Genomic DNA, 21,631 nt, shown 5'->3' with positions numbered 1-21,631 from the left:
GCATCCCATGTCATCCGGTGTCATCCGTATCCGCGGAGCCCGTCAGCACAATCTCAAGAATCTCGACCTCGATCTGCACACCGGCGAAATGACCGTGGTGACGGGGCCGTCGGGCTCGGGCAAATCGAGCCTGGTGTTCGATACGCTCTACGCCGAAGGGCAGCGGCGCTATGTCGAAACCTTCAGCGCCTACGCGCGCCAGTTCCTGGACCGCATGGACCGGCCGCAGGTGGACCGGGTGGACGGCGTGCCGCCGGCCATCGCCATCGACCAGACCAACCCGGTGCGCAGTTCGCGCTCCACGGTCGGCACGATGACGGAGCTCAACGATCACTTGAAGCTGCTGTACGCGCGCGCCGCTGAGCTGTTCGACCGCCAGACCGCGCAGCCCGTGCGGCATGACTCGCCGGAGACCATCTACGCGGAGCTGCAAGCACGTGCCGCCCAGGGTGATCCGCGCCTGGTGGTCACCTTTCCGGTGGAACTGCCGGAAACCACCACCGATGCCGAGATCGAGCAGTGGCTCTCCGTCAGCGGCTACACGCGTGTGCAGGCGCAGCGCGTGGTGGCTTCGCCCACCGGCCCGCGCAAGGTGCTGGACGTGGTGGCCGACCGCTTCCGCCTGGGCAATACCGAGAAGGTGCGGGTGCTGGAAGCCATCGAGGCCTCGCTCAAGCGCGGCAGCGGCCGGGTCAATGTCTACGTGACCGACGCGGCCAACGAGGGTGCGCAGGCGCAGGTGTGGCGGTTCTCGACCGGCCTGCACAGCCCGGAAAGCGATATCCGCTATGCCGATCCGCAGCCCGCGCTGTTCTCCTTCAACTCCGCCTACGGCGCCTGCGAGACTTGCCGCGGCTTCGGCCGCGTGATTGGCGTGGACCTCGGCCTGGTGATCCCGGACGAGCGCAAGACGCTGCGCGGCGGCGCCATCAAGCCGATGCAGACGCCGGCCTGGAAGGAGTGCCAGGACGACCTGATGCGCTACGCCGCCAAGGCGGGCATCCCGCGCGACGTGGCGTGGTCCAGCCTCACCCCGGCCGAGCGGGCCTGGGTCATCGACGGCTCGCCGGACTGGAACGGCAAGTGGAATACGCACTGGTATGGCGTCAAGCGCTTCTTCGACTACCTGGAGTCGAAGGCCTACAAGATGCATATCCGCGTGCTGCTGTCCAAGTACCGCAGCTATACGCCGTGCGAGACCTGCGGCGGCGCGCGGCTCAAGACGGAGGCGCTGCTGTGGCGCCTGGGCAGCAAGCCGGGTGCGGACGCCGTATGCGCGCCGCAGAAGCGCTTCGCGCCGCGCGGCGTGGACTGGGACCGCACGCAGCTCGAAGCGCTGCCGGGGCTGACCGTGCACGACCTGATGCTGATGCCGATCGAGCGCATCCGCAAGTTCTTCGACGAGCTAACGCTGCCGAGCCTGATGCTTGATGATGCGCTCAAGCTGCTGCTGGCCGAGGTGCGCACGCGCCTGAAATACCTGTGCGACGTGGGCCTGGGCTACCTGACGCTGGACCGCCAGAGCCGCACGCTGTCCGGCGGCGAGGTGCAACGCATCAACCTCACCACCGCACTCGGCACCTCGCTGGTCAAGACGTTGTTCGTGCTGGACGAGCCCAGCATCGGCCTGCACCCGCGCGACCTGAACCGCATCGTCGAGGCCATGCATCGCCTGCGTGACGCCGGCAATACGCTGGTGGTGGTGGAGCACGATCCTTCGGTGATGCTCGCGGCAGACCGGCTCATCGACATGGGCCCAGGGCCGGGCGAGCGCGGCGGCAACATCATCTTTGACGGCACGCCCGCCGATATCCGCGGCTCGGGCACGCTCACCGGCGAATATCTTGCCGGCCATCGCCAGGTGACCGATCTCTCCCGCTGGACGCCGCGCGCGGTCGACGCCGCGACGCCGCGCATCGTGCTCGAAGGCGCCTCCGAGCACAATCTGCGCGACGTCACCGTGGAGATCCCGCTGCAGCGGCTGGTGTGCGTGACCGGCGTTTCCGGCTCGGGCAAGTCCACCTTGCTGCAGGACGTGCTGTATCCCGCCATGGCGCGCCAGTTCGGCAAGTCCACGGATGCGCCCGGCGCCTTTCGCAGCCTGACGGGCGCGGAACAGGTGGCCGACGTGGTGTTCGTCGACCAGTCGCCCATCGGCAAGACCGCGCGCTCCAACCCTGCCAGCTATGTGGGGGCCTTCGACGAGATCCGCAAGCTGTTCGCCAAGGCGCCAATGGCGCTGCAGCGCAGCTATACCGCCGGCATGTTCAGCTTTAACTCGGGCGACGGGCGCTGCCCCACCTGCGGCGGCTCGGGCTTCGAGCACGTCGAGATGCAGTTCCTCTCCGACGTCTACCTGCGCTGCCCGGATTGCGATGGACGGCGCTACCGCGCGGAAATCCTCGAAGTGAAGATCGAGCGCGCGCTGCCGGGCCAGCCGCCGCGCGCGCTCAGCGTGGCCGATGTGCTCGAGCTGACCGTGAGCGAGGCCGTGGCGTACTTTGCTGGCGACGCGGCGGTGCTGCGCGTGCTGCAGCCGATCGTCGACGTGGGCCTGGAGTATGTGAAGCTGGGCCAGCCGGTGCCGACATTGTCGGGGGGCGAGGCCCAGCGGCTGAAGCTGGCCGGCTACCTGGCCGAGACCGCGCAGGCGAGCAATACGCGCGTCAAGCCGATGCCGTACGAGTGCAAGCTGTTCATGTTCGACGAGCCCACCACCGGGCTGCACTTCGACGACATCGCCAAGCTGATGCGTGCTTTCGGCAAGCTGCTCGATGGCGGCCACTCGCTGATCGTGATCGAGCACAACCTCGACGTGGTGCGCGCCGCCGACTGGATCATCGACCTCGGCCCAGAGGGCGGCGATGCCGGCGGTGAAGTGCTGTGCGTGGGCACGCCGGAAGACGTCAAGCGCTGCGCGCACTCGCATACCGGCAAGGCGCTGCTGCAATACGACCGCGCCGTCGGCCATGCCTTTGTCGCGCAGGATGCGGGCGTGCCCTTGCAGGCCGCCTTGCGCGCGGCGCGCGCGCGCCGCGCCATCGAAGGCGAGGACGTGGTGCGCATCGTCAACGCGCACGAGCACAACCTGAAGGCGCTCAACGTCGATATCCCGCACGGCAAGTTCAATGTGATCACCGGTGTGTCGGGATCGGGCAAATCCACGCTCGCCTTCGACATCCTGTTCCATGAAGGGCAGCGCCGCTATCTCGAATCCCTCAATGCCTACGCGCGCTCCATCGTGCAGCCCGCCGGGCGCCCGGAGGTGGACGCGGTGTACGGCATTCCGCCCACCGTGGCCATCGAGCAGCGCCTGTCGCGCGGCGGCCGCAAGAGCACGGTGGCGACCACTTCCGAGGTCTGGCATTTCCTGCGGCTGATGTATGTGAAGCTGGGTATCCAGCATTGCATCCACGACGGCACGCCCGTGACTTCGCAAAGCCCCGAGTCCATCGCGGCGCAATTGCTGCGCGACTACAAGGGCCAGCATGTGGGCCTGCTGGCGCCGCTGGTGGTCAACCGCAAGGGTGTCTATACCGACCTGGCCAAATGGGCCAAGGCGCGCGGCAACACGCACCTGCGCGTGGACGGCGAATTCCTGCCGGTGGACCCGTGGCCGCGCCTGGACCGTTTCCGCGAGCACACCATCGAACTGCCGGTGGGTGACATCATCGTGTCCGCGGACAACGAAGCCGCATTGCGCGCGCTGCTCGGGCAGGCGCTGGAAGCCGGCAAGGGCGTGATGCACCTGCTGGCGCCGCTCGATGGCCTGCAGCATGCCATGGGCAACGGCGGCACCGCTCGCGTCGGCAGCACCACGGTGTTCTCCACCAAGCGCGCTTGCCCGGTGTGCAGCACCAGCTATCCGGAACTGGACCCGCGCCTGTTCTCCTACAACAGCAAGCACGGCTGGTGCACCAGCTGCGTGGGCACCGGCCTGACCCTCACGCGCGAGCAGCGTGCGGCCTACGACGACACCGTGATGGCCGACGACAACCGCGGGCGCGAGCAGACGCTGCCCTCGGAGCAGCAGGAGCCCGATGACGTCGCCGATACGCCCTGCGCGGACTGCGGCGGCACGCGGCTGAACCCGGTGGCGCGCGCGGTCACCTTCGACACGCACCCCATCGTGGCAGTGGCGCAGTGGACGGTCTCCGACACGCACCGCTGGGTGCAGGGCCTGCACCTGGCCGGGCGCGAAGGCGAGATCGCGCGCGATGTGGTGAGCGAGATCCGCAGCCGCCTGCAGTTCCTGGAGGAGGTCGGCCTGGGCTACCTCAGCCTGGACCGCGCCGCGCCCAGCCTGTCCGGCGGCGAGGCGCAGCGCATCCGGCTGGCGGCGCAGCTTGGCAGCAACCTGCAGGGCGTGTGCTACGTGCTTGACGAGCCCACCATCGGGCTGCATCCGCGCGACAACCAGATCCTGCTCGACGCCCTGCGCAAGCTCGGCGAGAAGGGCAACACGTTGGTGGTGGTGGAGCACGACGAGGACACCATCCGCCGCGCCGACCACATCATCGACATCGGCCCCGGCGCCGGCAAGCGCGGCGGCACGCTGGTGGCGCAAGGCGGCGTGGCCGCGCTGTCGGCCAGTGCGGATTCGCTCACCGGGCAGTTCCTCGCCCAACCGATCCTGCATCCGTTGCAGCCGCGCCGTGAGGTGACGCCGGCGGGCAAGAACAACGAGGCCGTACCCGAGCGCTGGCTGACCGTGCATAACGCCACGAAGCACAACCTGCGCAACGTGACCGCCAGCATTCCGCTGGCGCGGCTGGTCGCCATCACGGGCGTCAGCGGTTCCGGCAAGTCCACGCTGGCGCGCGATGTGCTGATGGCCAACCTGCTCGACGCGGTGGGCCGCTCGGTGATGTCGTCGCCGGCCACGCGGCGCGCGCGCAAGGCGGCTGGCAGCGAGGCGCCCGCGCGCTCGCAAGCCACGGCGCGCACCGAGCCGCGCCGCAAGCTGGAGGTCACGCACAACTGGCAGGGTTGCGAGTCCATCACCGGGTATGAAAGCATCGACCGCGTGCTGGAGGTCGACCAGACCCCGATCGGCAAGACGCCGCGCTCCTGCCCGGCCACGTATATCGGCGTGTGGGACACCATCCGCAAGCTGTTCGCGCAGACGCTGGAGGCCAAGGCGCGCGGCTATTCCGCCTCGCGCTTTTCCTTCAACACCGGCGACGGGCGTTGCCCGGCCTGCGAGGGGCAAGGCGTGCGCACCATCGGCATGAGCTTCCTGCCGGACGTGAAGGTGCATTGCGATGTCTGCCACGGCCAGCGCTTCAACCCGGAGACGCTGGCGGTCACCTGGCGCGGCAAGAATATCGGCGACGTGCTGACCATGGAGATCGACGAGGCGGTGGAGTTCTTCTCCGCCATGTCCAATATCGCGCACCCGCTGCAGCTGATGAAGGACGTGGGCCTGGGCTACCTGACGCTGGGCCAGCCGTCGCCCACGCTGTCCGGCGGCGAAGCGCAGCGCATCAAGCTGGTGACCGAACTGTCCAAGGTGCGGGACGACATCACCCGCCGTGGGCAGCAGGCGCCGCACACGCTGTACGTGCTGGATGAGCCTACCGTGGGCCTGCACATGGCCGATGTGGCCAAGCTGATCCGCGTGCTGCACCGGCTGGCCGATGGCGGGCACAGCGTGGTGGTGATCGAGCATGATCTCGACGTGATCGCCGAGGCTGACTGGATCCTCGACCTGGGCCCGGAAGGCGGCGTGGCGGGCGGCGGCATTGTCGCCGCGACCGACCCCGAGGGGCTGGTGCGGGTGCGGGCCAGCCACACCGGCGCGGCGCTGGCGCCGGTGCTGGCCCGCGGCAAGGCGGCTGGCAAGGCAACGCCAGAGAGCGGCAACGACGCCAGGCACCGCCTTGCGGCGGCGCAGTAAAGCCAGCGCGGCGGCCTCGCCCCTGCCCGGAGGGCGAGGCTGCAGGCCGTTTTCACCCGGCGGCCCCGGTAGCTGACACAATGACGGATTCAGCAACTGGCGGCCGCCGCCGGTCCAGCCGTGCGCCACAGAGGTGGCGGCCGGGCAGGCCATGCGTCGCCGCCGCATGACAGCGTGATAGCAAAACCCCTTTTCCTTTTCTCCCTCCTCCGCCTACCCGCCATCGTGGCGGCGCTATGGCTCGCCCTGGCCAGCGCATCCGCGCTGGCGGCACCCGCTGGCGCATTGGACGCGAGCGGCGTACGCGCGCCTGCCAAGGCGGGCAAGCGCGCGGCCTCGGCGACGACGCCAACCTCCCGGGCCGTTCAGCAAGCCACCACCGCGCCGCAGGTCAACCACGACCAATACGCGTTACGCCCCGAGCGCGACGTCCAGCCGCGCAGCAGCTTTGGCCTGCGGATGAAACCCGGCTGGCCGCAGCAGGACGATTCCGCCGGGCCCGGGCGTTAGCCCGCCAGCCCGGCAGCTCGGCATGCTGCCGGGCATACCGGCGTCAGTGCCTTTGCGGTACGCTCTGTGGGTTCCGTAGTCCGAACCGCAGTCCGACCCTTACACCGCAAGGAGCCCAGATGTCCACCAGCCCGTCCGGCTTTGCGTGCGCCCCGGCCGCAGCCCGCGCCACCGTCCATCACCTGCGCGCCTCGCGCATCCGCGAGGTGGCCAATGCCGGCATCGGCCTGCCCGACGTGCTGCCCTTCTGGTTCGGCGAATCCGACCAGGTCACGCCCGCCTTTATCCGCGACGCCGCCAGCCGGGCACTGGCCGGCGGGGCGACGTTCTACACGCACAACCTGGGCATCGCCCCGCTGCGCAGCGCGCTCGCTGACTACGTCAGCGCGCTGCATGGCGCCACCGCCCTGGACAACGTGGTGGTGACCAGCGCCGGCGTCAACGCGCTGATGCTGGCCGCCCAACTGGTGGCCGGGCCCGGCGACCGCGCGGTTGCCGTCACGCCGCTGTGGCCCAACCTGGTGGAAATCCCCAAGATCCTTGGCGCCGAGGTGGAAACCGTCTCGCTCGATTACGGCGCGCACGGCTGGACCCTGGATCTCGACAAGCTGCTGGCCGCGCTGACGCCAGATACGCGCTTGCTGATGATCAACTCGCCGAACAACCCTACCGGCTGGGTGATGTCGCGCGCGGACCAGCAAGCGGTGCTCGCGCACTGCCGGCGCCATGGCATCTGGATCATTGCCGATGAAGTGTACGAGCGGTTGTATTACGGCAAAGGCGATGGCGCCATCGCGCCGTCGTTCCTGGATATCGCCAGCCGCGACGAGCGGGTGATCTGCGTCAACTCGTTCTCCAAGGCCTGGTTGATGACCGGCTGGCGGCTGGGCTGGATGGTGCTGCCCGCAGCGCTCACCGACGACCTGGGCAAGCTGGTTGAGTACAACACGTCGTGCGCGCCGTCCTTCGTGCAGGAAGCCGGCATTGTGGCGGTGCGGGAGGGCGAGGCCTTTACCCGTGAGCTGGTCGGCAGGCTGCGCGCGGCGCGCGATCACCTGGTGGGTGCGTTGGCTGTGGTGCCGGGCGTGGATGTGCATGCGCCCGAGGGTGCCATGTATGTGTTCTTCCGGCTGGCCGGCGCCAGCGACAGTCTTGCGCTGTGCAAGCAGCTGGTGCGCGAGGCACGGCTCGGGCTGGCGCCGGGGAGTGCGTTCGGGGACGAGGGGGAGGGCTTTGTGCGGTGGTGCTATGCGTGTGATCCGGCGAGGCTGGATGAGGGTGTGCGACGGTTGCGCGGGTTTCTGGGGCGGTGAGCGCTGCGCCGTTCGCGGTGCGATCGGGCTGGCGTGCGCCATCTTCATGTTGAGACGGCACCGCTAGCGCTTTACTGCGCAGCGGCCGCCTCCGCCTCCGCCTGCCACCAGCCGCCCCCTAGCGCCTGCAGCAGGGCCACGGAATCGGTAAAGCGGCTGGCGGTAGCCTGCGACAGTGCGAGCGCGGCCTGCCGGTACTGCCGCTCGGCATCGAGCACCGCAAGCTGGCTGACGCCGCCGAGCCGATACTGGCCGGTCACGATCGATAGCGTATCGGCGGCCTGCTTCGCACTGTCGGCGCGCGCCTGCAAGGTGTTGGCATCGGCCTGCAGCGCGCGCAGCGAATCCGCGACTTCACGCAGGCCCTGCAGCACCGTTTGCTGGTAGGCCGCGAGCGATTGCGCGTAGGCCGCTTGCGCCGCGCGCTTGCGCGCCACCAGCTCGCCGCCCCGGAACACCGGCTGCGCCAGTCCCGCGGCTAGCGACCACACGTTGAGGCTGCCAAACAGATCGCGCGCGGAGAGCGCCTGCGTGCCGGCGCTGCCGGACAGCGTGAGCTGCGGGTAGCGCTGCGCGGTGGCCACGCCGATATTGGCCGACGCCTGGTGCAGCAGCGCCTCGGCCGCGCGGATATCCGGGCGCCGCCTTGCCATGGCGGAGGGCAGGCTCACCGGAAGCGTGGCGGGCAAGGTGAGATCTTCCAGCCGGAACTCGGGCAGCTGGGCACTTGCGGGCGCCTGTCCCAGATACACGGCAAGCTGATGCCGCGTGGCCGCAAGCTGCTGCGCCAGGCCCGGCAGCAAGGCCTGGCTCTGCGCCAGTTCATTGCGCTGGCGCTGCGCGTCCACCTGCGCCACGCCGCCGGCGCGCAAGCGTTGCTCGGTGATGGCGAGCTGGCGCTGCTGTGCCGCCACGATGGCCTCGGTGCCGGCAATCTGCGCGCGCAAGCCAGCCTCGCGGATGGCGGCCGTGGCCACGTTGCCGGCCAGCGTCAGGCGCGCGGCTTCCAGCTCGAAGCGTTGGTAGTCCACCGCCGCGCGCAGGCCTTCGAGCTCGCGGCGCTGGCCGCCGAACAGGTCAAGCGTGTAGGAGATTGCCACGCTGGCGCCGTACAGCGTGAACGGCCCGGGACTGGGAAAGGCGGTGATGCCGAGTGAGTTGACGTCGACCTGCTGGCGCGTGGTGTTGAGCTTGGCGTCCACCCGCGGCAGCAGGCGCGCGCCGGTGGTGGCCACCAGTTCCTGGCGCGCCTGTTCGATGCGGGCCTGTGCTTGCGCCAGCGTCGGGCTGGCGTCCAGCGCCGCGCGGATGGCGCGGTCCAGCGCGGGGCTGCGCAACAGCGTCCACCATTGCGCCGGCACATCGGCGCCGCTCTCCAGCGTTTGCGCCTGGCCGTGCGGTGCGTCGGCGGCGCTGGTGCGCGTTGGCTGCGTGCCCTCGGTATAGGACGGCGCGGCGGGCGCTGCCGGCGCGGTGAAGTCCGGGCCCACCGCGCAGGCCGAAAGCATGGCTGCCGCCAGTACGGCGAGAGCCGTGCGGGATGTGGATTTACCGTGTGGCGAGGCATGCATGGCAGGCTCCTCAATCCAGCGTGCGGCGATAAAAACGCACTGCAATGGTCATGACGACGACCGTGAACAGGGCCATCGGCCACACGTTCGGCCATAGCTCGGTCCAGCTGTTGCCCTTGAGCAGGATTCCGCGGATCAGGCGGTTGAAGTAAGTCATCGGCAGCACGTTGCCAATGGCTTGCGCCCAGCGTGGCATCCCCTGGAAGGGAAACATGAAGCCGGATAGCAGCAGGTTCGGCAGGAAGTAGAAGAACGTCAGCTGCACCGCTTGCAACTGGTTTTGCGCAAGCGACGACAGTGTGATGCCCACGGTCAGGTTGGCGGCGATAAACAGCAGCGCCGCCAGGTAGACCGCGACCACCGAGCCGACAAAGGGCACGCCGAAGACCCAGCGCGCGGCCAGCAGGATGATGGTGGCCTGGATCAGGCCGATGAAGATGTAGGGCACGATCTTGCCGCTGATCACCTCCAGCGGCCTGACCGGCGTGGCAAGCAGGTTTTCCATGGTGCCGCGCTCGCGTTCGCGCGTCATCGCCAGGCCCGTCATCATGACCATGGTCATGGTCAGGATCACGCCCATCAGCCCGGGAATGATGTTGTACTGCGTGAGTCCCTCCGGGTTATAAAGGCGCTGCACCTGCACGTCAAAGGGCGGCTTGCCGCCCGCCAGGTGCGCTAGCGCGCCCTGGAGGTCCTTGTCGGCGACCGAGAACGGCAGCTGCGACAGCGCGGCGATGGCCGAGCCGGTGGCGGACGGGTCGGTGGCATCGGCCTCCACCAGCAGCGCCGGGCGTTCGCCGCGCAGCAGCCGGCTGGTGAAGTCGGGCGGGATGCTGAGCACGAACTGCACCTCGCCCTTCATCAGCGCCTCGCGCCCGGCGGCCTCGTCGGGCAGGGTGCCGACCACGTTGAAGTAGGTGGTTGCCTGCATGCCGGCCACGAAGGAGCGGGTGAACTCGCTCTGGTCCGCGGCGATGACCGCGGTGGTGAGGTGGCGCGGATCGGTGTTGATGGCGAAGCCAAACAGCATCAGCTGCACGATGGGCAGGCCGACGATCATGCCGAAGGTAACGCGGTCCCGCCGCAGCTGCAGGAACTCCTTGAGCACGATGCTCCACCAGCGCTGCAGGGAGAACGGGAAGCGTGCGCCGTTGGTGGCCTTGGCCGATTCGCTTGCGTCGCGCGTCATGCCGGGGCCTCCTTGCCGTCCCGCCTGGTTTTTTGCGTTTCCTTGCCCGCGCGCATATTGTCCTCGGCGCCGCTCATCATGTGGATGAAGACGTCTTCCAGGCTGGTCTCGATCGGTTCGATCCGGTGCTGTGGGCCGGCAATGCGGCGCAGCGTGGCCTCCAGCGCGGGCGCATCGTGCCCGGTAATGTGCAGCGCGCTGCCGAACACCACGGTCTGCTCCACGCCCGGCGCACCCTTGAGCTGATCCGACAACGTGGAGAGCTGTTCGCCCTGCACGCTCCAGGTCACGAGCTTCTGGCTGGCCACCACTTCGCTTGCCGTGCCCTGCGCCAGCAGCTTGCCGTAGGCGATATAGGCGAGCTTGTGGCAACGCTCGGCTTCATCCATGTAGTGCGTGCTGACCAGCACCGAGATGCCGCGCGCGGCTAGCTGGTGCAGTTGCTCCCAGAAATCGCGGCGCGCCTTCGGGTCGACCCCGGCGGTGGGCTCGTCCAGCAGCAACAGTTCCGGTTCATGCAGCAGGCAGGCGGCCAGCGCCAGGCGCTGTTTCCAGCCGCCCGAGAGCGCGCCGGCCAGTTGCTGCGCGCGGCTGGCCAGGCCGAGGTGCTCGAGCGCCCGGTCCACCGCCTCGCGCCGGCGCGGCATGCCATACACGCGCGCCACGAAATCCAGGTTCTCGCGGATGGAGAGATCGTCCCAATAGGAGAACTTCTGCGTCATGTACCCCACGCGCCGCTTGATCTCGGCGGTTTCGCGCAGGATGTCGTAGCCCAGGCACGTGCCAGTGCCGGAGTCCGGTGTCAGCAGCCCGCACATCATGCGGATGGACGTGGTCTTGCCGCTGCCATTGGGGCCGAGGAAGCCGAAGATCTCGCCGCGCGCGACTTGCATCGTCAGGTTGTTGACGACGTGCTTGTCGCCGTAGTGCTTGTTGATGCCGTGCACGTCGATGGCCAGGGCGCTGGCTTTGCCGGGCCCGCCGTCCAGGGGAGCAGCGGTCGCGTTCATGGTCTTGCCACCTCGACTGGCTGGCCCGGATGGAGCTTCGGCGCGTCTGCCGGTGCGGGCCGCGCTTCCACCAGGAACACCAGCTTGTTGCGCGTTTCGTTGCTGTAGATCACCGGCGGCGTGTACTCGGCCTGGCTGGAGATGTAGGTGACCGTGGCTGCAATGGGCGCGGCGCAGCCGTCGCAACGCACGCGTACGGCCTCGCCGTTCTTGAACGCGCCGAGCACGGCCTGCGGCACATAGAAACGCACCTTGACGTTGCCCGGCGGCAGCAGCCGCACCACCGGGCTGCCGGCCGGCACCCAGTCGCCAGGGCGGAAGGGCGTGTCGTAGACCAGGCCGGCCTGGGTCGCGCCTACGGTCTTGCGCGATAGCTTCCACTCGGCCTGCGCCAGCGCGGCGCGCGCAGCGGCCACCTGGGCTTGCTGGGCCGCCTGCTGTGCGACGCGTCCCGGCAGCCGGGCCACGTCGATATCGCGCTGCAGCTCGCGCACGCGGGCGGCGTCGGAGGCGGCGGTGGCGCGGCTGTCTTCCAACTGCGCCAGCGCGATCCCGCCGATGGCGTATTGGGCTTCGTCACGCTTGCGTTGCGCGGCGCTGCGCACCGAGGCGGCTTGCGCCTGCGCCAGCTGCGCTCGGCTCACGTCGACTTCCGGCACGCGCTTGCCGGTCTGCAGGTCGGCAAGCTGGGACTCGGCCGCACGCACTTGTTCCGCCGCTTGCTGCCGGGCCGCGCGCTCGTCGTCGGCCTCCAGCGCGAACAGCGGCGCGCCACTTGCCACCTGCTGCCCGCGCTGGACGGAGATCTGGTCCAGCCGGCCGGCAAAGGGGGACGCCACGCTGACGAATTCGCCCTCCACATAGCCTTGCCAGGAGGGTGGCGCAGGCTCGCCACAGGCAGATAGCAGCGCGGCCCCGATCAGGGCGGCCAATGGCCAGCCCGCACGCAGGTTCGGGACGGGGCGGAATGAATGAGGCTGAGCGTGGCGAGGCATGCTGGCTCCGTGGCGGGCAGGCTGGGTTCAGGCGGACGGCGGCGTGGCCGGCCCGGGCCGCGGTATCGGGGTGATCGGGGCGATCGGCGCTACCCCCAGGCCGTGCGCCAGCAGCGCGCTCACGTGGCGCACCAGCGCCTCGCTGTCGATGGCGCCGGCGCCGGGCAGGCGGCGCCAGATATGGGTGGTAGCCAGCGGCAGCAACGTCAGGCCGATCAGCGACACCATCAGCAGCGCCGGCTCCAGGCTGGCGTTGATCTCGCCGCGCGCGCGCGCCGCCGCCAGCGGGCCGATCACCAGGCCGGCGCGCTGCAGCGCGATCTTCTGCAGCACGCGCTGATGCAACTGCCCGTCCGCGCCAACGATCTCGCGGATCCACAGCCCGGGAAACCATGGCGTGGCGGCGGCTGTGCGGATCAGCCGTCCGGCGATGCCCACCAGCATGGCTGCCGGGTCCGCGCTGTCGGCCGCGGCCGGCGCGAACACCTGTTCCACCAGCGGCTGCAGGCGCTCGTCGACCACTGCGTCAAGCAACTGGTCGCGATCGCGGAAGTAGTAGTGCACGAGCGCCGGGGTGACGCCAGCATGGCTAGCGATGGTCTTGATCGGCGTAGCGGCAACACCACGCAGGGCGAACAATTCGGTGGCGGCGTCGAGCAACTGCTTGCGCTGTCCGGCGCTGGCGGCATCCCCGGCGGCGGGCCGGCCCGGACGGCGGCTTGGGGGTGGGGTGGCGGCAGCAGGCGGCATGGCGGCTCCTGAATCTGCAGTGAATATTAATTTATGAATTAATTAATTCAAGGTCGATTGCAACGTGATGTAAATTTCACTTTTATTTTGCATAATGTTGCGTTGCAGCAATGCAAGGTAGACATGTCATAAACCCTTGGCTATGCTTCGTCCGCCCATCAGCCGGGCGTGCCCCCCAATGTGCCCGCTGCTGTTTCCCGGATTTTTCATGCTGCTCTGCCGCCCCCACGCCGCCCCAGCGCGGCTATGCCTGTTTTTTGCCACGCGCCTGGCGGGTGTGGCCTTGTCGCTGGCCGGCGTTGCCGGCATGGCGGCCATGCCCGCCTTGGCGCAGGAAAAAGCCGGGACAAGCAGCGACGCGCCCGCGCAGGCCGATGCCCCCGAGGACTACGCCTTCCACGGCCAGACCACCTATATCTGGCAGCGCAAGCCGTCCTTCGGCGCGGCCTATTCCGGCGCCAACAGCCTGACGGCGGACCGCGCCAAGAGCTACTCGTTCAGCACCACGCTCGATCTCGGCCTGCGCCTGTGGCGCGGCGCGGAGTTCCACTTCAACCCGGAGGTGACCCAGGGCGTGCCGTTCTCCGGGCTGCACGGCCTGGGCGGGCTGCCCAACGGTGAGCTGGCCAAGGTATCGAGCACCAATCCGGTGTTCTACCGGGCGCGCGCGTTTGTCCGCCAGACCTGGGGGCTGGGCGGCGGCAGCGACCAGCTGGAAGCCGATTTCAACCAGCTGGCCGGCAGCGTCGACAAGCGCCGCGTGGTGCTGACCGCCGGCAACTTCGGCGTGCTCGATGTGTTCGACCAGAACGAGTACGGCTCCGACCCGCGCACCCAGTTCATGAACTGGTCGTTCATGGCGCACGGCTCCTTCGACTACCCGGCCGATGCGCGCGGCTACAACTGGGGCGTGGCGCTCGAGTACATTGGCGACATGTGGTCGGTGCGGCTTGGCCACTTCCTGCAACCGCTGGAGTCCAACGGGCTGGAGCTCGATACGCGGATGTTCCAGCACTATGGCGACATCCTCGAGTTCGAGAAGCGCTACAACCTGGCCGGCCAGCCCGGCGTGGCGCGCCTGCTGCTCTGGCGCAACAAGGCGCGCATGGGCGCGTTCAGCGATGCGCTGCAGCTCGGCGCCAACACCGGCGCCACGCCGGACGTGGCCAATGTGCGCGAGGAGCACGCCAAGATCGGCGCGGGATTGTCGCTGATGCAGCGGGTCAACGAATCGCTCGGCGTATTCGCGCGCGCCAATATGTCGGACGACAAGACCGAAACCTATGCCTTTACGGAAATCGGCCGGCAGGTCGCCGCCGGCGGCGTGCTCAACGGCAATGCGTGGGGCCGGCCGCGCGATGTGGTTGGCTTGGCGATGTCGGTGAATATGCTGGGGTCGAGGCACCAGGCTTACCTGGCCGCAGGCGGGCAGGGCGCCTTCCTCGGCGACGGCGCGCTCAGGTATGGTCCCGAGCAGATCGTGGAAGTGTTCTATAGCTTCCAGCCGGTCAAGTACCTGAGCATCAGCCCGGACTTCCAGTACATCCGCAATCCTGGCTACAACCGCGACCGCGGCCCGGCAAAGTTCTACGGCGTGCGCTTTCATGCGGAGTTTTGAGCCGGCCAGGATCACGGCGCAAGTAAAAACCCCGGCGTGCACACCGGGGTTTTTATTGGCTTCATGCGTTCGCGAGGCTCACTGCCGTGCGTTGCGCCGGTTGTCCGGCCACGGCGTGTTGAAGTTGGTGCGGAACGGATTGATATCCAGCCCGCCGCGCCGCGTATAGCGTGCATAAACCGCCAGCTTCACCGGCTTGCACTGCCGCATCACGTCGGTGAAGATCCGCTCCACGCATTGCTCATGGAACTCGTTGTGGTTGCGAAACGAGATCAGGTACTTTAGCAGCCCTTCCTGGTTGATCGGCGCGCCCACGTAGCGGATCTGCACGCTGCCCCAGTCCGGCTGGCCGGTTACCAGGCAGTTGGACTTGAGCAGGTGCGAGACCAGCGTTTCTTCCACCGGCGATTCGTCCTGGGCGGCATGCAGCAAGTGCGGCGCCGGCTCGTAGATGTCGGTTTCGATGTCGAGCCGGTCCAGCTGCACGCCGTCCAGCTCGGCCATCTTCTGCGTGCCGAGATCGGCCTCGGTCACCAGGCGCACCTGCACCGTGCCGCCCGTGGCCTCGGACAGGTCGTGATGCAGCAGCTGCTGCAACGCTTCGGGCGAGGCGATCTTGCTCTGGTTGAACGAATTCAGGTAGAGCTTGAACGACTTGGACTCGACGATGTTGGGCGTGTCGGCCGGAATGATGAAGCTGGCCAGCGCCACCTGGGGCTTGCCCTTCATGTTCAGCCACGACAGCTCGTACGCGTTCCAGATGTCCACGCCGAAGAACGGCAGCGCGCGGCCTTGCGCCAGGCCGATCTCCGTGCGCTTGGGCTGGCGCGGGATCGGGAACAGCAACGTCGGGTCGTACTCGGTCTTGTAGGCCGAGGGTTTGCCTAGCGGCGATTGTTCGGGAAGGCTCATGGTTGCCTCGGATGATCAGGACAGGAACAGCTTGTACACGGGATTTTCGGTCTCTTCCCAGTGTACATAGCCCAGCGTGGCGAGGAAGTCGCGGAAGGCGCGCTTCTCGTTCTTGGGCACCTGGATGCCAACCAGGATGTTGGAGGTGTCGCCGCCCTGGTTGCGGTAGTGGAACAGGCTGATATTCCAGTTCGGGCTCATGCTCGACAGGAAGCGCATCAGCGCGCCCGGCCGCTCGGGAAACTCGAACCGGTACAGCAGTTCGTCATGCGCCAGCGGGGAGTGCCCGCCCACCATGTAGCGGATGTGCTGCTTGGCCAGCTCATCGTTGGACAGGTCCAGCGTGTCGAAGCCGTGGCGGCGGAATCCGGCGGCGATCTTCTCGTTTTCCGCGCGGCTCGCAATCTGCACGCCGACGAAGATATGCGCCATGCTCTTGTCGGCGATGCGGTAGTTGAACTCGGTCACATTGCGCGTGCCGAGCTGCTCGCAGAAGCGCTTGAAGCTGCCGCGTTCCTCGGGGATGCTGACCGCGAAGACCGCCTCGCGTGCTTCGCCCACCTCGGCGCGCTCCGCCACGAAGCGCAGGCGGTCGAAGTTCATGTTCGCGCCGCAGGCGATGGCTACCAGGTGCTGGCCCTTGAGCTTCTCGCGCTCGGCGTAGAGCTTCAGACCGGCCACGGCCATGGCGCCGGCCGGCTCCAGGATGCTGCGGGTATCCTGGAACACGTCCTTGAGCCCGGCGCAGATGGCGTCGGTGTCCACCAGGATGATCTCGTCGACCAGCTCGCGCGTGATGCGGAAGGTTTCCTTGCCGACCAGCTTCACGGCGGTGCCGTCCGAGAACAGGCCCACTTCCTTGAGCTCCACGCGCTTGCCCGCGTCCACCGAGCGCTTCATCGCGTCGGAGTCCACGGTCTGCACGCCGATTACCTTGATCTCGGGGCGCACCGCCTTGATGTAGGACGCAATGCCGGAGATCAGGCCGCCGCCGCCGATCGCCACGAACACCGCATGCAGCGGGCCCGGGTGCTGGCGCAGGATTTCCATGGCGATGGTGCCTTGGCCGGCGATGACTTCGGGATCGTCGAAGGGGTGGATGAAGGTCAGCTTGTGCTTTTTCTCCAGCACCGCGGCGTGGTTGTAGGCGTCGCTGTACGAGTCGCCGTGCAACACGATTTCCACCCACTCGCCACCACGCTCACGCACCGCGTCGATCTTCACCTGCGGGGTGGTGACCGGCATCGCGATCAGCGCCTTGCACTTCAGGCGCGCGGCTGACAGCGCCACGCCCTGCGCGTGATTGCCGGCCGAGGCGGCGATCACGCCGCGCTTGAGCTCTTCCGGCGACAGCGAGGCCATCTTGTTGTACGCGCCGCGCAGCTTGAACGAGAACACCGGCTGGGTGTCCTCGCGCTTGAACCACACCTTGTTGCCGGTGCGCGCGGAGAGCAGGTTTGCATAGGTGAGATCGGTCTCTTGGGCCACGTCGTACACCTTGGCGGTCAGGATCTTTCTCAGGTAATCGGGTTTGCGGGTCATCGTGGACAGCCGGGGCGGGGATTGGCGGAAACCGGTAATGATAATGGATGGCGGGGGGCGGCGATGGCTGCACCCCTGTGCAAGCGACCGCGAAGGGCAGGCAAGCTCACCTTCGCGCGCCGGGGCGCCTTGCGCACTGCAGAGGTGCAGGCACCGCCGTGGCGCGCCGAAGGGGCGCTTGCGCACCTTGTAGGACGAAGCCCGGTGGACGCTGCCGGAACACTCGTGATACGGTGTAACGCAATGCCTTCCCTACCTCTGATCGAACCGAACACCGCGCTGTTCCTGGATTTCGACGGTACGCTGGCCGACCTTGCGCCGCGTCCTGACCTCGTGCAGGTCGAACCGGAACTGGTGGGGACGCTGCGCGCCCTGCATCTGCATCTGGGCGGTGCGGTGGCCCTGGTTTCCGGCCGGCCGATCGCGGAGCTGGATCATTTCCTGCAGCCGCTGCAACTGCCGTGTGCCGGCGTGCATGGCGCGGAACTGCGCGACGCGGGCGGCCAACGCCTGCGCCAGCCTGACCCTGGCGTGCCGCTGCTGCTCCCGCCGCTCGAAGCGCTGGTCGGCGCGCATCCCGGTTTGCAGCTTGAGCGCAAGTCGGTCGCGGTTGCGGTGCACTACCGCGCCGTTCCCCACCTCGAAGGCATGGTGCGCAACTTCGCCGCCGAACTCGCCGGTGGCGTGCCCGGCATCGAAGTCCTGCACGGCAAGATGGTGGTGGAACTCAAGCCAGCAGGCATCGACAAGGGCGGCGCCATCAATGCCTTTATGCGCAGCCCGCCATTTGCGCGGCGCACACCGCTGTTTGCGGGCGACGATATTACCGACGAGGCTGGCTTTGCCGTGGTGCGCCGCCTTGGCGGCGTCGGCCTGCTGGTTGGCGCGCGGCCCAGCGCCGCCACCGCCAGCGTGACCGGCCCGGCCGCGCTGCGCTGCTGGCTGCATCGCTCCGCCAAGGCGCTCGAAGTCATGGCCGCCGCGCAGGGCACGCAGGTTTCCGGAGCCACATCCACAACGACGTCTTGAGGGGGATTCGCTGTGAGCAACCCATCCACCGAGGAGTTTCCGGCGCGCGCCGGAGATGACGGGCGCTACGCCGCGCCTTCGCTATCGCTGGGCATGATCGGCAACTGTGCGATCTCCGCGCTGGTCGACGGGCGCGGGCGCATTGTGTGGTGCTGCCTGCCGCGCTTTGACGGCGATCCGGTCTTCAATGCCTTGCTCGATCCGGGCGAGAACGCTGGCCACTTTGCCATCGAAATCGAGGACTTCCACGAAGCGCACCAGTGGTATGAGCCCAATACGGCCGTGCTGCGGACCCGGCTGACCGACCAGCATGGCAACAGCCTTGAGATTACCGATTTCGCGCCGCGTTTCTTCCGCATCGGACGTTACTTCCGCCCCACCTCGCTGATCCGCCGCATCCGGCCGGTTCAGGGCGCGCCGCGTGTGCGCGTGACGTTGGCGCCGCGTTTCGACTGGGGGCGCGTCAAGCCCGAGATCACGCGTGGCAGCAGCCACGTGCGCTATATCGGCGACGGCAGCACGCTGCGCATGACCACCGACGCGCCGCTGACCTATGTGCTGTCGCAGACACCTTTCCTGCTCACGCGCGACCTCAACTTCATCCTCGGGCCGGACGAAACCCTGCAAGGCGGCGTGGAGGAAATCGCACGCGACTTCGAGCAGGAAACCACGGCTTACTGGAAGATGTGGAGCCGCCGCCTCGCGGTGCCGCGCGAGTGGCAGGAGGCGGTGATCCGCGCCGCCATTACGCTCAAGCTGTCGCTGTACGAGGAGACGGGTGCCATCGTCGCGGCCATGACCACCAGCATTCCCGAGGCGCCCGGCAGCGGGCGCAACTGGGATTACCGCTTCTGCTGGCTGCGCGATGCGTTCTTCGTGATCCGCGCGCTCAACAGCTTGTCCGAGGTCGGCACCATGGAGGACTACCTGCGCTGGTTGTCCAACGTGGTGATGCAATCCAGGAATGGCCATATCCAGCCGCTGTACGGCATCGGGCTGGAGCTCGAATTGCCGGAGAGCATGCTCGATCATTTGTCCGGCTACCGTGGCATGGGCCCGGTGCGCGTGGGCAACCAGGCGCAGGAGCACTTCCAGCATGATGTCTACGGCAACGTAGTGCTGGGCGCGGCCCAGGCTTTCCACGACCATCGCCTGCTGCACCGCGGCGGGGCGGCCGAGTACCACGTGCTGGAAACCGTGGGCGAGCAGGCGGTACGCGTGTTCGGCACGCCCGATGCGGGCATGTGGGAGCTGCGCACGCGCGCGCGGGTGCATACCTCGTCCGCCCTGATGAGCTGGGCCGCCTGCGACCGCCTCGCCAAGATCGGCGATGCGCTGCAATTGCCCGATCGCGCGGCTTACTGGCGCCAGCATGCCGAAGGCATGAAGGTGCGCATCGTGCGCGAGTCCTGGAGCGAGGAACGCCAGGCGTTCGCCGAGAGCTTCGGCGGGCGCGAGCTCGATGCCAGCGTGTTGCTGATGGCCGAGGTCGGTTTTATCGAGCCCAGGGATGAACGTTTCATGTCCACGCTCAAGGCCATGGAAGCGTCGCTGTGCGACGGGCCTTATATGCGCCGCTATGAGGCGCCGGACGACTTCGGCAAGCCCGAGACCGCCTTCAACATCTGCACCTTCTGGCGTATCGATGCGCTCGCGCGCGTGGGGCGCCGGGAGGAAGCGCGTGAGATCTTCGAGGCCATGCTGGCGGCGCGCAATCCGCTTGGCCTGCTGTCCGAGGATACGCACCCCGTGACCGGCGAGATGTGGGGCAATTTTCCGCAGACCTACTCGATGGTAGGCCTGATCAACGGCGCCATGCGCCTGTCCGCGCCATGGGATTCCGTGATCTGAAGGCGCGCGCGGTGAGGCCAGCACAAAGGCCAGCACAAAGGAATGTATGGGCAGACTAGTAGCGGTATCCAACCGCGTGGCCGATCCGCGCAACCTTGCCGCGGGCGGCCTCGCCGTGGCACTGGGCGAAGCACTCAAGGCGACCGGCGGCATGTGGTTCGGCTGGAGCGGCAAGATCGTGGAAGCCGCGCAGGGCGGCACGCCGGGCGAGGGAGAGCTGCATATCCAGCAAGCCGGCAATGTCACGCTGGCCACGGTCGACCTGTGCCGCGAGGACCACGACGCGTACTACCAGGGCTACAGCAATGGCGTGCTGTGGCCGGTGTTCCACTATCGCATCGACCTGGCGGATTTCGACTCCGGTTATCTCAACATCTATCGCCGCGTCAACCAGCTCTTTGCACGCAAGCTTGCCCCGTTGCTGCGCCCGGACGATGTGATCTGGATCCACGACTATCACCTGATTCCGCTTGCGTCGGAGCTGCGTGCCATGGGGTGCGGCCAGCGCATGGGTTTTTTCCTGCATATCCCGCTGCCCCCGCCGCTGATCCTTGCCGCCATCCCGCAGCACGAATGGCTGATGCGGGCCCTGTTCGCCTATGACCTGGTTGGCTTCCAGAGCCAGCTCGATCTCGAGCATTTCTCGCGCTACGTGCAAAGCGAAGCGCAGGCCGAGCCCATGGGCGAGTATCGCTTCCGGGCTTTCCACCGCACCGTGCGCGCGCAAGCGTTCCCGATCGGCATCGATGTTGATGAATTCGCCGCGCTGGGCCAGTGCGAGGAATCGCGCGAGACGTACGAGATGATGCGCGGCCAGTATTCGAGCCGCCGTCTTCTGCTTGGCATCGACCGGCTCGATTACTCCAAGGGGCTGCCGCAGCGGCTCAAGGCAGTCAGGACGCTGATGGCGCAGTATCCGGAGAACCGCCGCAGCGCGACGCTGATCCAGATTGCCGCGCCATCGCGCGAAACGGTGGACGCCTATGCGGATCTGCGGCGCGAGCTCGAAGGGCTGTCCGGGGCGATCAATGGCGAGTATGGCGAGCTGGACTGGATGCCGGTGCGCTACATCCATCGCACCACGGCACGGCGCCGTCTGCCGGGCCTTTGCCGCGCTTGCCGCGTGGCGCTGGTGACGCCGTTGCGCGATGGGATGAACCTGGTTGCGAAGGAGTTTGTTGCCGCGCAGGATCCGGACGATCCCGGGGTCTTGGTGCTATCGCGGTTTGCTGGCGCTGCCGAGCAATTGCGCGAGGCGTTGCTGGTGAATCCTTACGATATCAATGCTACCGCGCAGGCGATTCAGCAGGCCTTGCATATGCCGCTGGCGGAGCGGCAGTCCCGGCATCAGAAGCTGCTGGAGCGGATTCGGGCGCAGGATGTGCATTGGTGGAGGAGGGAGTATTTGAGGATTTTGGGTGAGACGGACGGGGGTGTAGGGG

General features: G+C 67.7%; 14 protein-coding genes. 7 read left to right on the top strand and 7 right to left on the bottom strand.

Going from position 1 to position 21,631, the window contains the following annotated elements; translation table 11 throughout:
• Positions 1–7: 7 nt before the first annotated feature.
• The 3 genes from uvrA (at position 8) to AC1RWI_RS16495 (ending at position 7,722) form a co-directional block, all read left to right on the top strand.
• A complete protein-coding gene (gene uvrA, locus AC1RWI_RS16505) occupies positions 8–5,899 on the top strand; it encodes an excinuclease ABC subunit UvrA (RefSeq protein WP_492867519.1) in 5,892 nt (1,963 codons plus the stop codon).
• A gap of 174 nt (positions 5,900–6,073) precedes the next feature.
• On the top strand, positions 6,074–6,409 hold the full coding sequence (locus AC1RWI_RS16500) for a hypothetical protein (protein WP_492867517.1): 336 nt from the start codon (positions 6,074–6,076) through the stop codon (positions 6,407–6,409).
• 119 nt (positions 6,410–6,528) lie between these two features.
• Positions 6,529–7,722 carry a pyridoxal phosphate-dependent aminotransferase gene (locus AC1RWI_RS16495; RefSeq protein WP_492867515.1) on the top strand — a complete coding sequence of 398 codons (1,194 nt, stop codon included), beginning with the start codon at positions 6,529–6,531 and terminating at the stop codon, positions 7,720–7,722.
• A 71-nt stretch (positions 7,723–7,793) separates the two neighbouring features.
• Here the strand turns inward: AC1RWI_RS16495 and AC1RWI_RS16490 are convergent, their stop codons facing one another.
• From AC1RWI_RS16490 to AC1RWI_RS16470, 5 genes are read right to left on the bottom strand one after another with little or no spacing between them, the layout of a single operon-like run.
• Positions 7,794–9,293 carry an efflux transporter outer membrane subunit gene (locus tag AC1RWI_RS16490; RefSeq protein ID WP_052494413.1) on the bottom strand — a complete coding sequence of 500 codons (1,500 nt, stop codon included), beginning with the start codon at positions 9,291–9,293 and terminating at the stop codon, positions 7,794–7,796.
• Positions 9,294–9,303: 10 nt separating this feature from the next.
• Complete coding sequence (locus AC1RWI_RS16485) at positions 9,304–10,482, bottom strand: ABC transporter permease (protein WP_043343523.1); 1,179 nt, start codon at positions 10,480–10,482, stop codon at positions 9,304–9,306.
• Positions 10,479–11,492, bottom strand: coding sequence for an ABC transporter ATP-binding protein (locus tag AC1RWI_RS16480; RefSeq protein ID WP_043343527.1), 1,014 nt, complete (start codon positions 11,490–11,492; stop codon positions 10,479–10,481). The genes AC1RWI_RS16485 and AC1RWI_RS16480 overlap by 4 nt, the downstream gene beginning before the upstream one ends.
• Entirely contained in the window at positions 11,489–12,487 is a 999-nt protein-coding gene (locus tag AC1RWI_RS16475; protein ID WP_082054785.1) for an HlyD family secretion protein, read from the bottom strand. Before AC1RWI_RS16475 ends, AC1RWI_RS16480 begins: the two co-directional genes overlap by 4 nt.
• A gap of 27 nt (positions 12,488–12,514) precedes the next feature.
• Positions 12,515–13,237, bottom strand: a complete 723-nt coding sequence (locus AC1RWI_RS16470) for a TetR/AcrR family transcriptional regulator (RefSeq protein WP_052494414.1) — start codon at positions 13,235–13,237, stop codon at positions 12,515–12,517.
• A gap of 208 nt (positions 13,238–13,445) precedes the next feature.
• On the opposite strand from AC1RWI_RS16470, the gene AC1RWI_RS16465 reads away from it, so the two are divergent.
• Positions 13,446–14,855 carry a carbohydrate porin gene (locus AC1RWI_RS16465; protein WP_082054966.1) on the top strand — a complete coding sequence of 470 codons (1,410 nt, stop codon included), beginning with the start codon at positions 13,446–13,448 and terminating at the stop codon, positions 14,853–14,855.
• Positions 14,856–14,933: 78 nt separating this feature from the next.
• Here the strand turns inward: AC1RWI_RS16465 and queF are convergent, their stop codons facing one another.
• Together queF and ilvA are read right to left on the bottom strand one after the other, a co-directional pair.
• The gene (queF, locus tag AC1RWI_RS16460; RefSeq protein ID WP_043343529.1) at positions 14,934–15,767 is read right to left on the bottom strand and encodes an NADPH-dependent 7-cyano-7-deazaguanine reductase QueF; all 834 of its coding nucleotides are present in this window, start codon (positions 15,765–15,767) and stop codon (positions 14,934–14,936) included.
• Between the two features lie 15 nt (positions 15,768–15,782).
• Entirely contained in the window at positions 15,783–17,309 is a 1,527-nt protein-coding gene (gene ilvA / locus AC1RWI_RS16455; RefSeq protein ID WP_043343532.1) for a threonine ammonia-lyase, biosynthetic, read from the bottom strand.
• Positions 17,310–17,552: 243 nt separating this feature from the next.
• Here ilvA and otsB point away from each other — a divergent pair, with 243 nt between their 5' ends.
• The 3 genes from otsB to AC1RWI_RS16440 form a co-directional block, all read left to right on the top strand.
• Positions 17,553–18,338 (top strand): trehalose-phosphatase, encoded by a 786-nt coding sequence (gene otsB, locus AC1RWI_RS16450; RefSeq protein ID WP_043343535.1) that lies wholly within the window; start codon positions 17,553–17,555, stop codon positions 18,336–18,338.
• A 12-nt stretch (positions 18,339–18,350) separates the two neighbouring features.
• Complete coding sequence (locus AC1RWI_RS16445; protein WP_043343538.1) at positions 18,351–20,189, top strand: glycoside hydrolase family 15 protein; 1,839 nt, start codon at positions 18,351–18,353, stop codon at positions 20,187–20,189.
• A gap of 46 nt (positions 20,190–20,235) precedes the next feature.
• Positions 20,236–21,631 (top strand): alpha,alpha-trehalose-phosphate synthase (UDP-forming) (locus AC1RWI_RS16440; protein WP_492368694.1); only part of this gene is annotated, 1,396 nt, incomplete at its 3' end.

It is taken from the genome of Cupriavidus sp. MPR-AND1C (assembly GCF_058809705.1).
The sequence above is the reverse complement of the archived record's forward strand: the minus strand, read 5'-3'. Positions and strand labels throughout refer to the sequence as shown.

Bases quoted from the DNA above. Each gene is read 5' to 3' on its own strand.
- uvrA (WP_492867519.1), top strand. From the start codon at position 8: ATGTCATCCGGTGTCATCCGTATCCGCGGAGCCCGTCAGCACAATCTC.
- AC1RWI_RS16495 (WP_492867515.1), top strand. From the start codon at position 6,529: ATGTCCACCAGCCCGTCCGGCTTTGCGTGCGCCCCGGCCGCAGCCCGC.
- AC1RWI_RS16490 (WP_052494413.1), bottom strand. From the start codon at position 9,293: ATGCATGCCTCGCCACACGGTAAATCCACATCCCGCACGGCTCTCGCC.
- AC1RWI_RS16485 (WP_043343523.1), bottom strand. From the start codon at position 10,482: ATGACGCGCGACGCAAGCGAATCGGCCAAGGCCACCAACGGCGCACGC.
- AC1RWI_RS16480 (WP_043343527.1), bottom strand. From the start codon at position 11,492: ATGAACGCGACCGCTGCTCCCCTGGACGGCGGGCCCGGCAAAGCCAGC.
- AC1RWI_RS16475 (WP_082054785.1), bottom strand. From the start codon at position 12,487: ATGCCTCGCCACGCTCAGCCTCATTCATTCCGCCCCGTCCCGAACCTG.
- AC1RWI_RS16470 (WP_052494414.1), bottom strand. From the start codon at position 13,237: ATGCCGCCTGCTGCCGCCACCCCACCCCCAAGCCGCCGTCCGGGCCGG.
- AC1RWI_RS16465 (WP_082054966.1), top strand. From the start codon at position 13,446: ATGCTGCTCTGCCGCCCCCACGCCGCCCCAGCGCGGCTATGCCTGTTT.
- queF (WP_043343529.1), bottom strand. From the start codon at position 15,767: ATGAGCCTTCCCGAACAATCGCCGCTAGGCAAACCCTCGGCCTACAAG.
- ilvA (WP_043343532.1), bottom strand. From the start codon at position 17,309: ATGACCCGCAAACCCGATTACCTGAGAAAGATCCTGACCGCCAAGGTG.
- otsB (WP_043343535.1), top strand. From the start codon at position 17,553: ATGCCTTCCCTACCTCTGATCGAACCGAACACCGCGCTGTTCCTGGAT.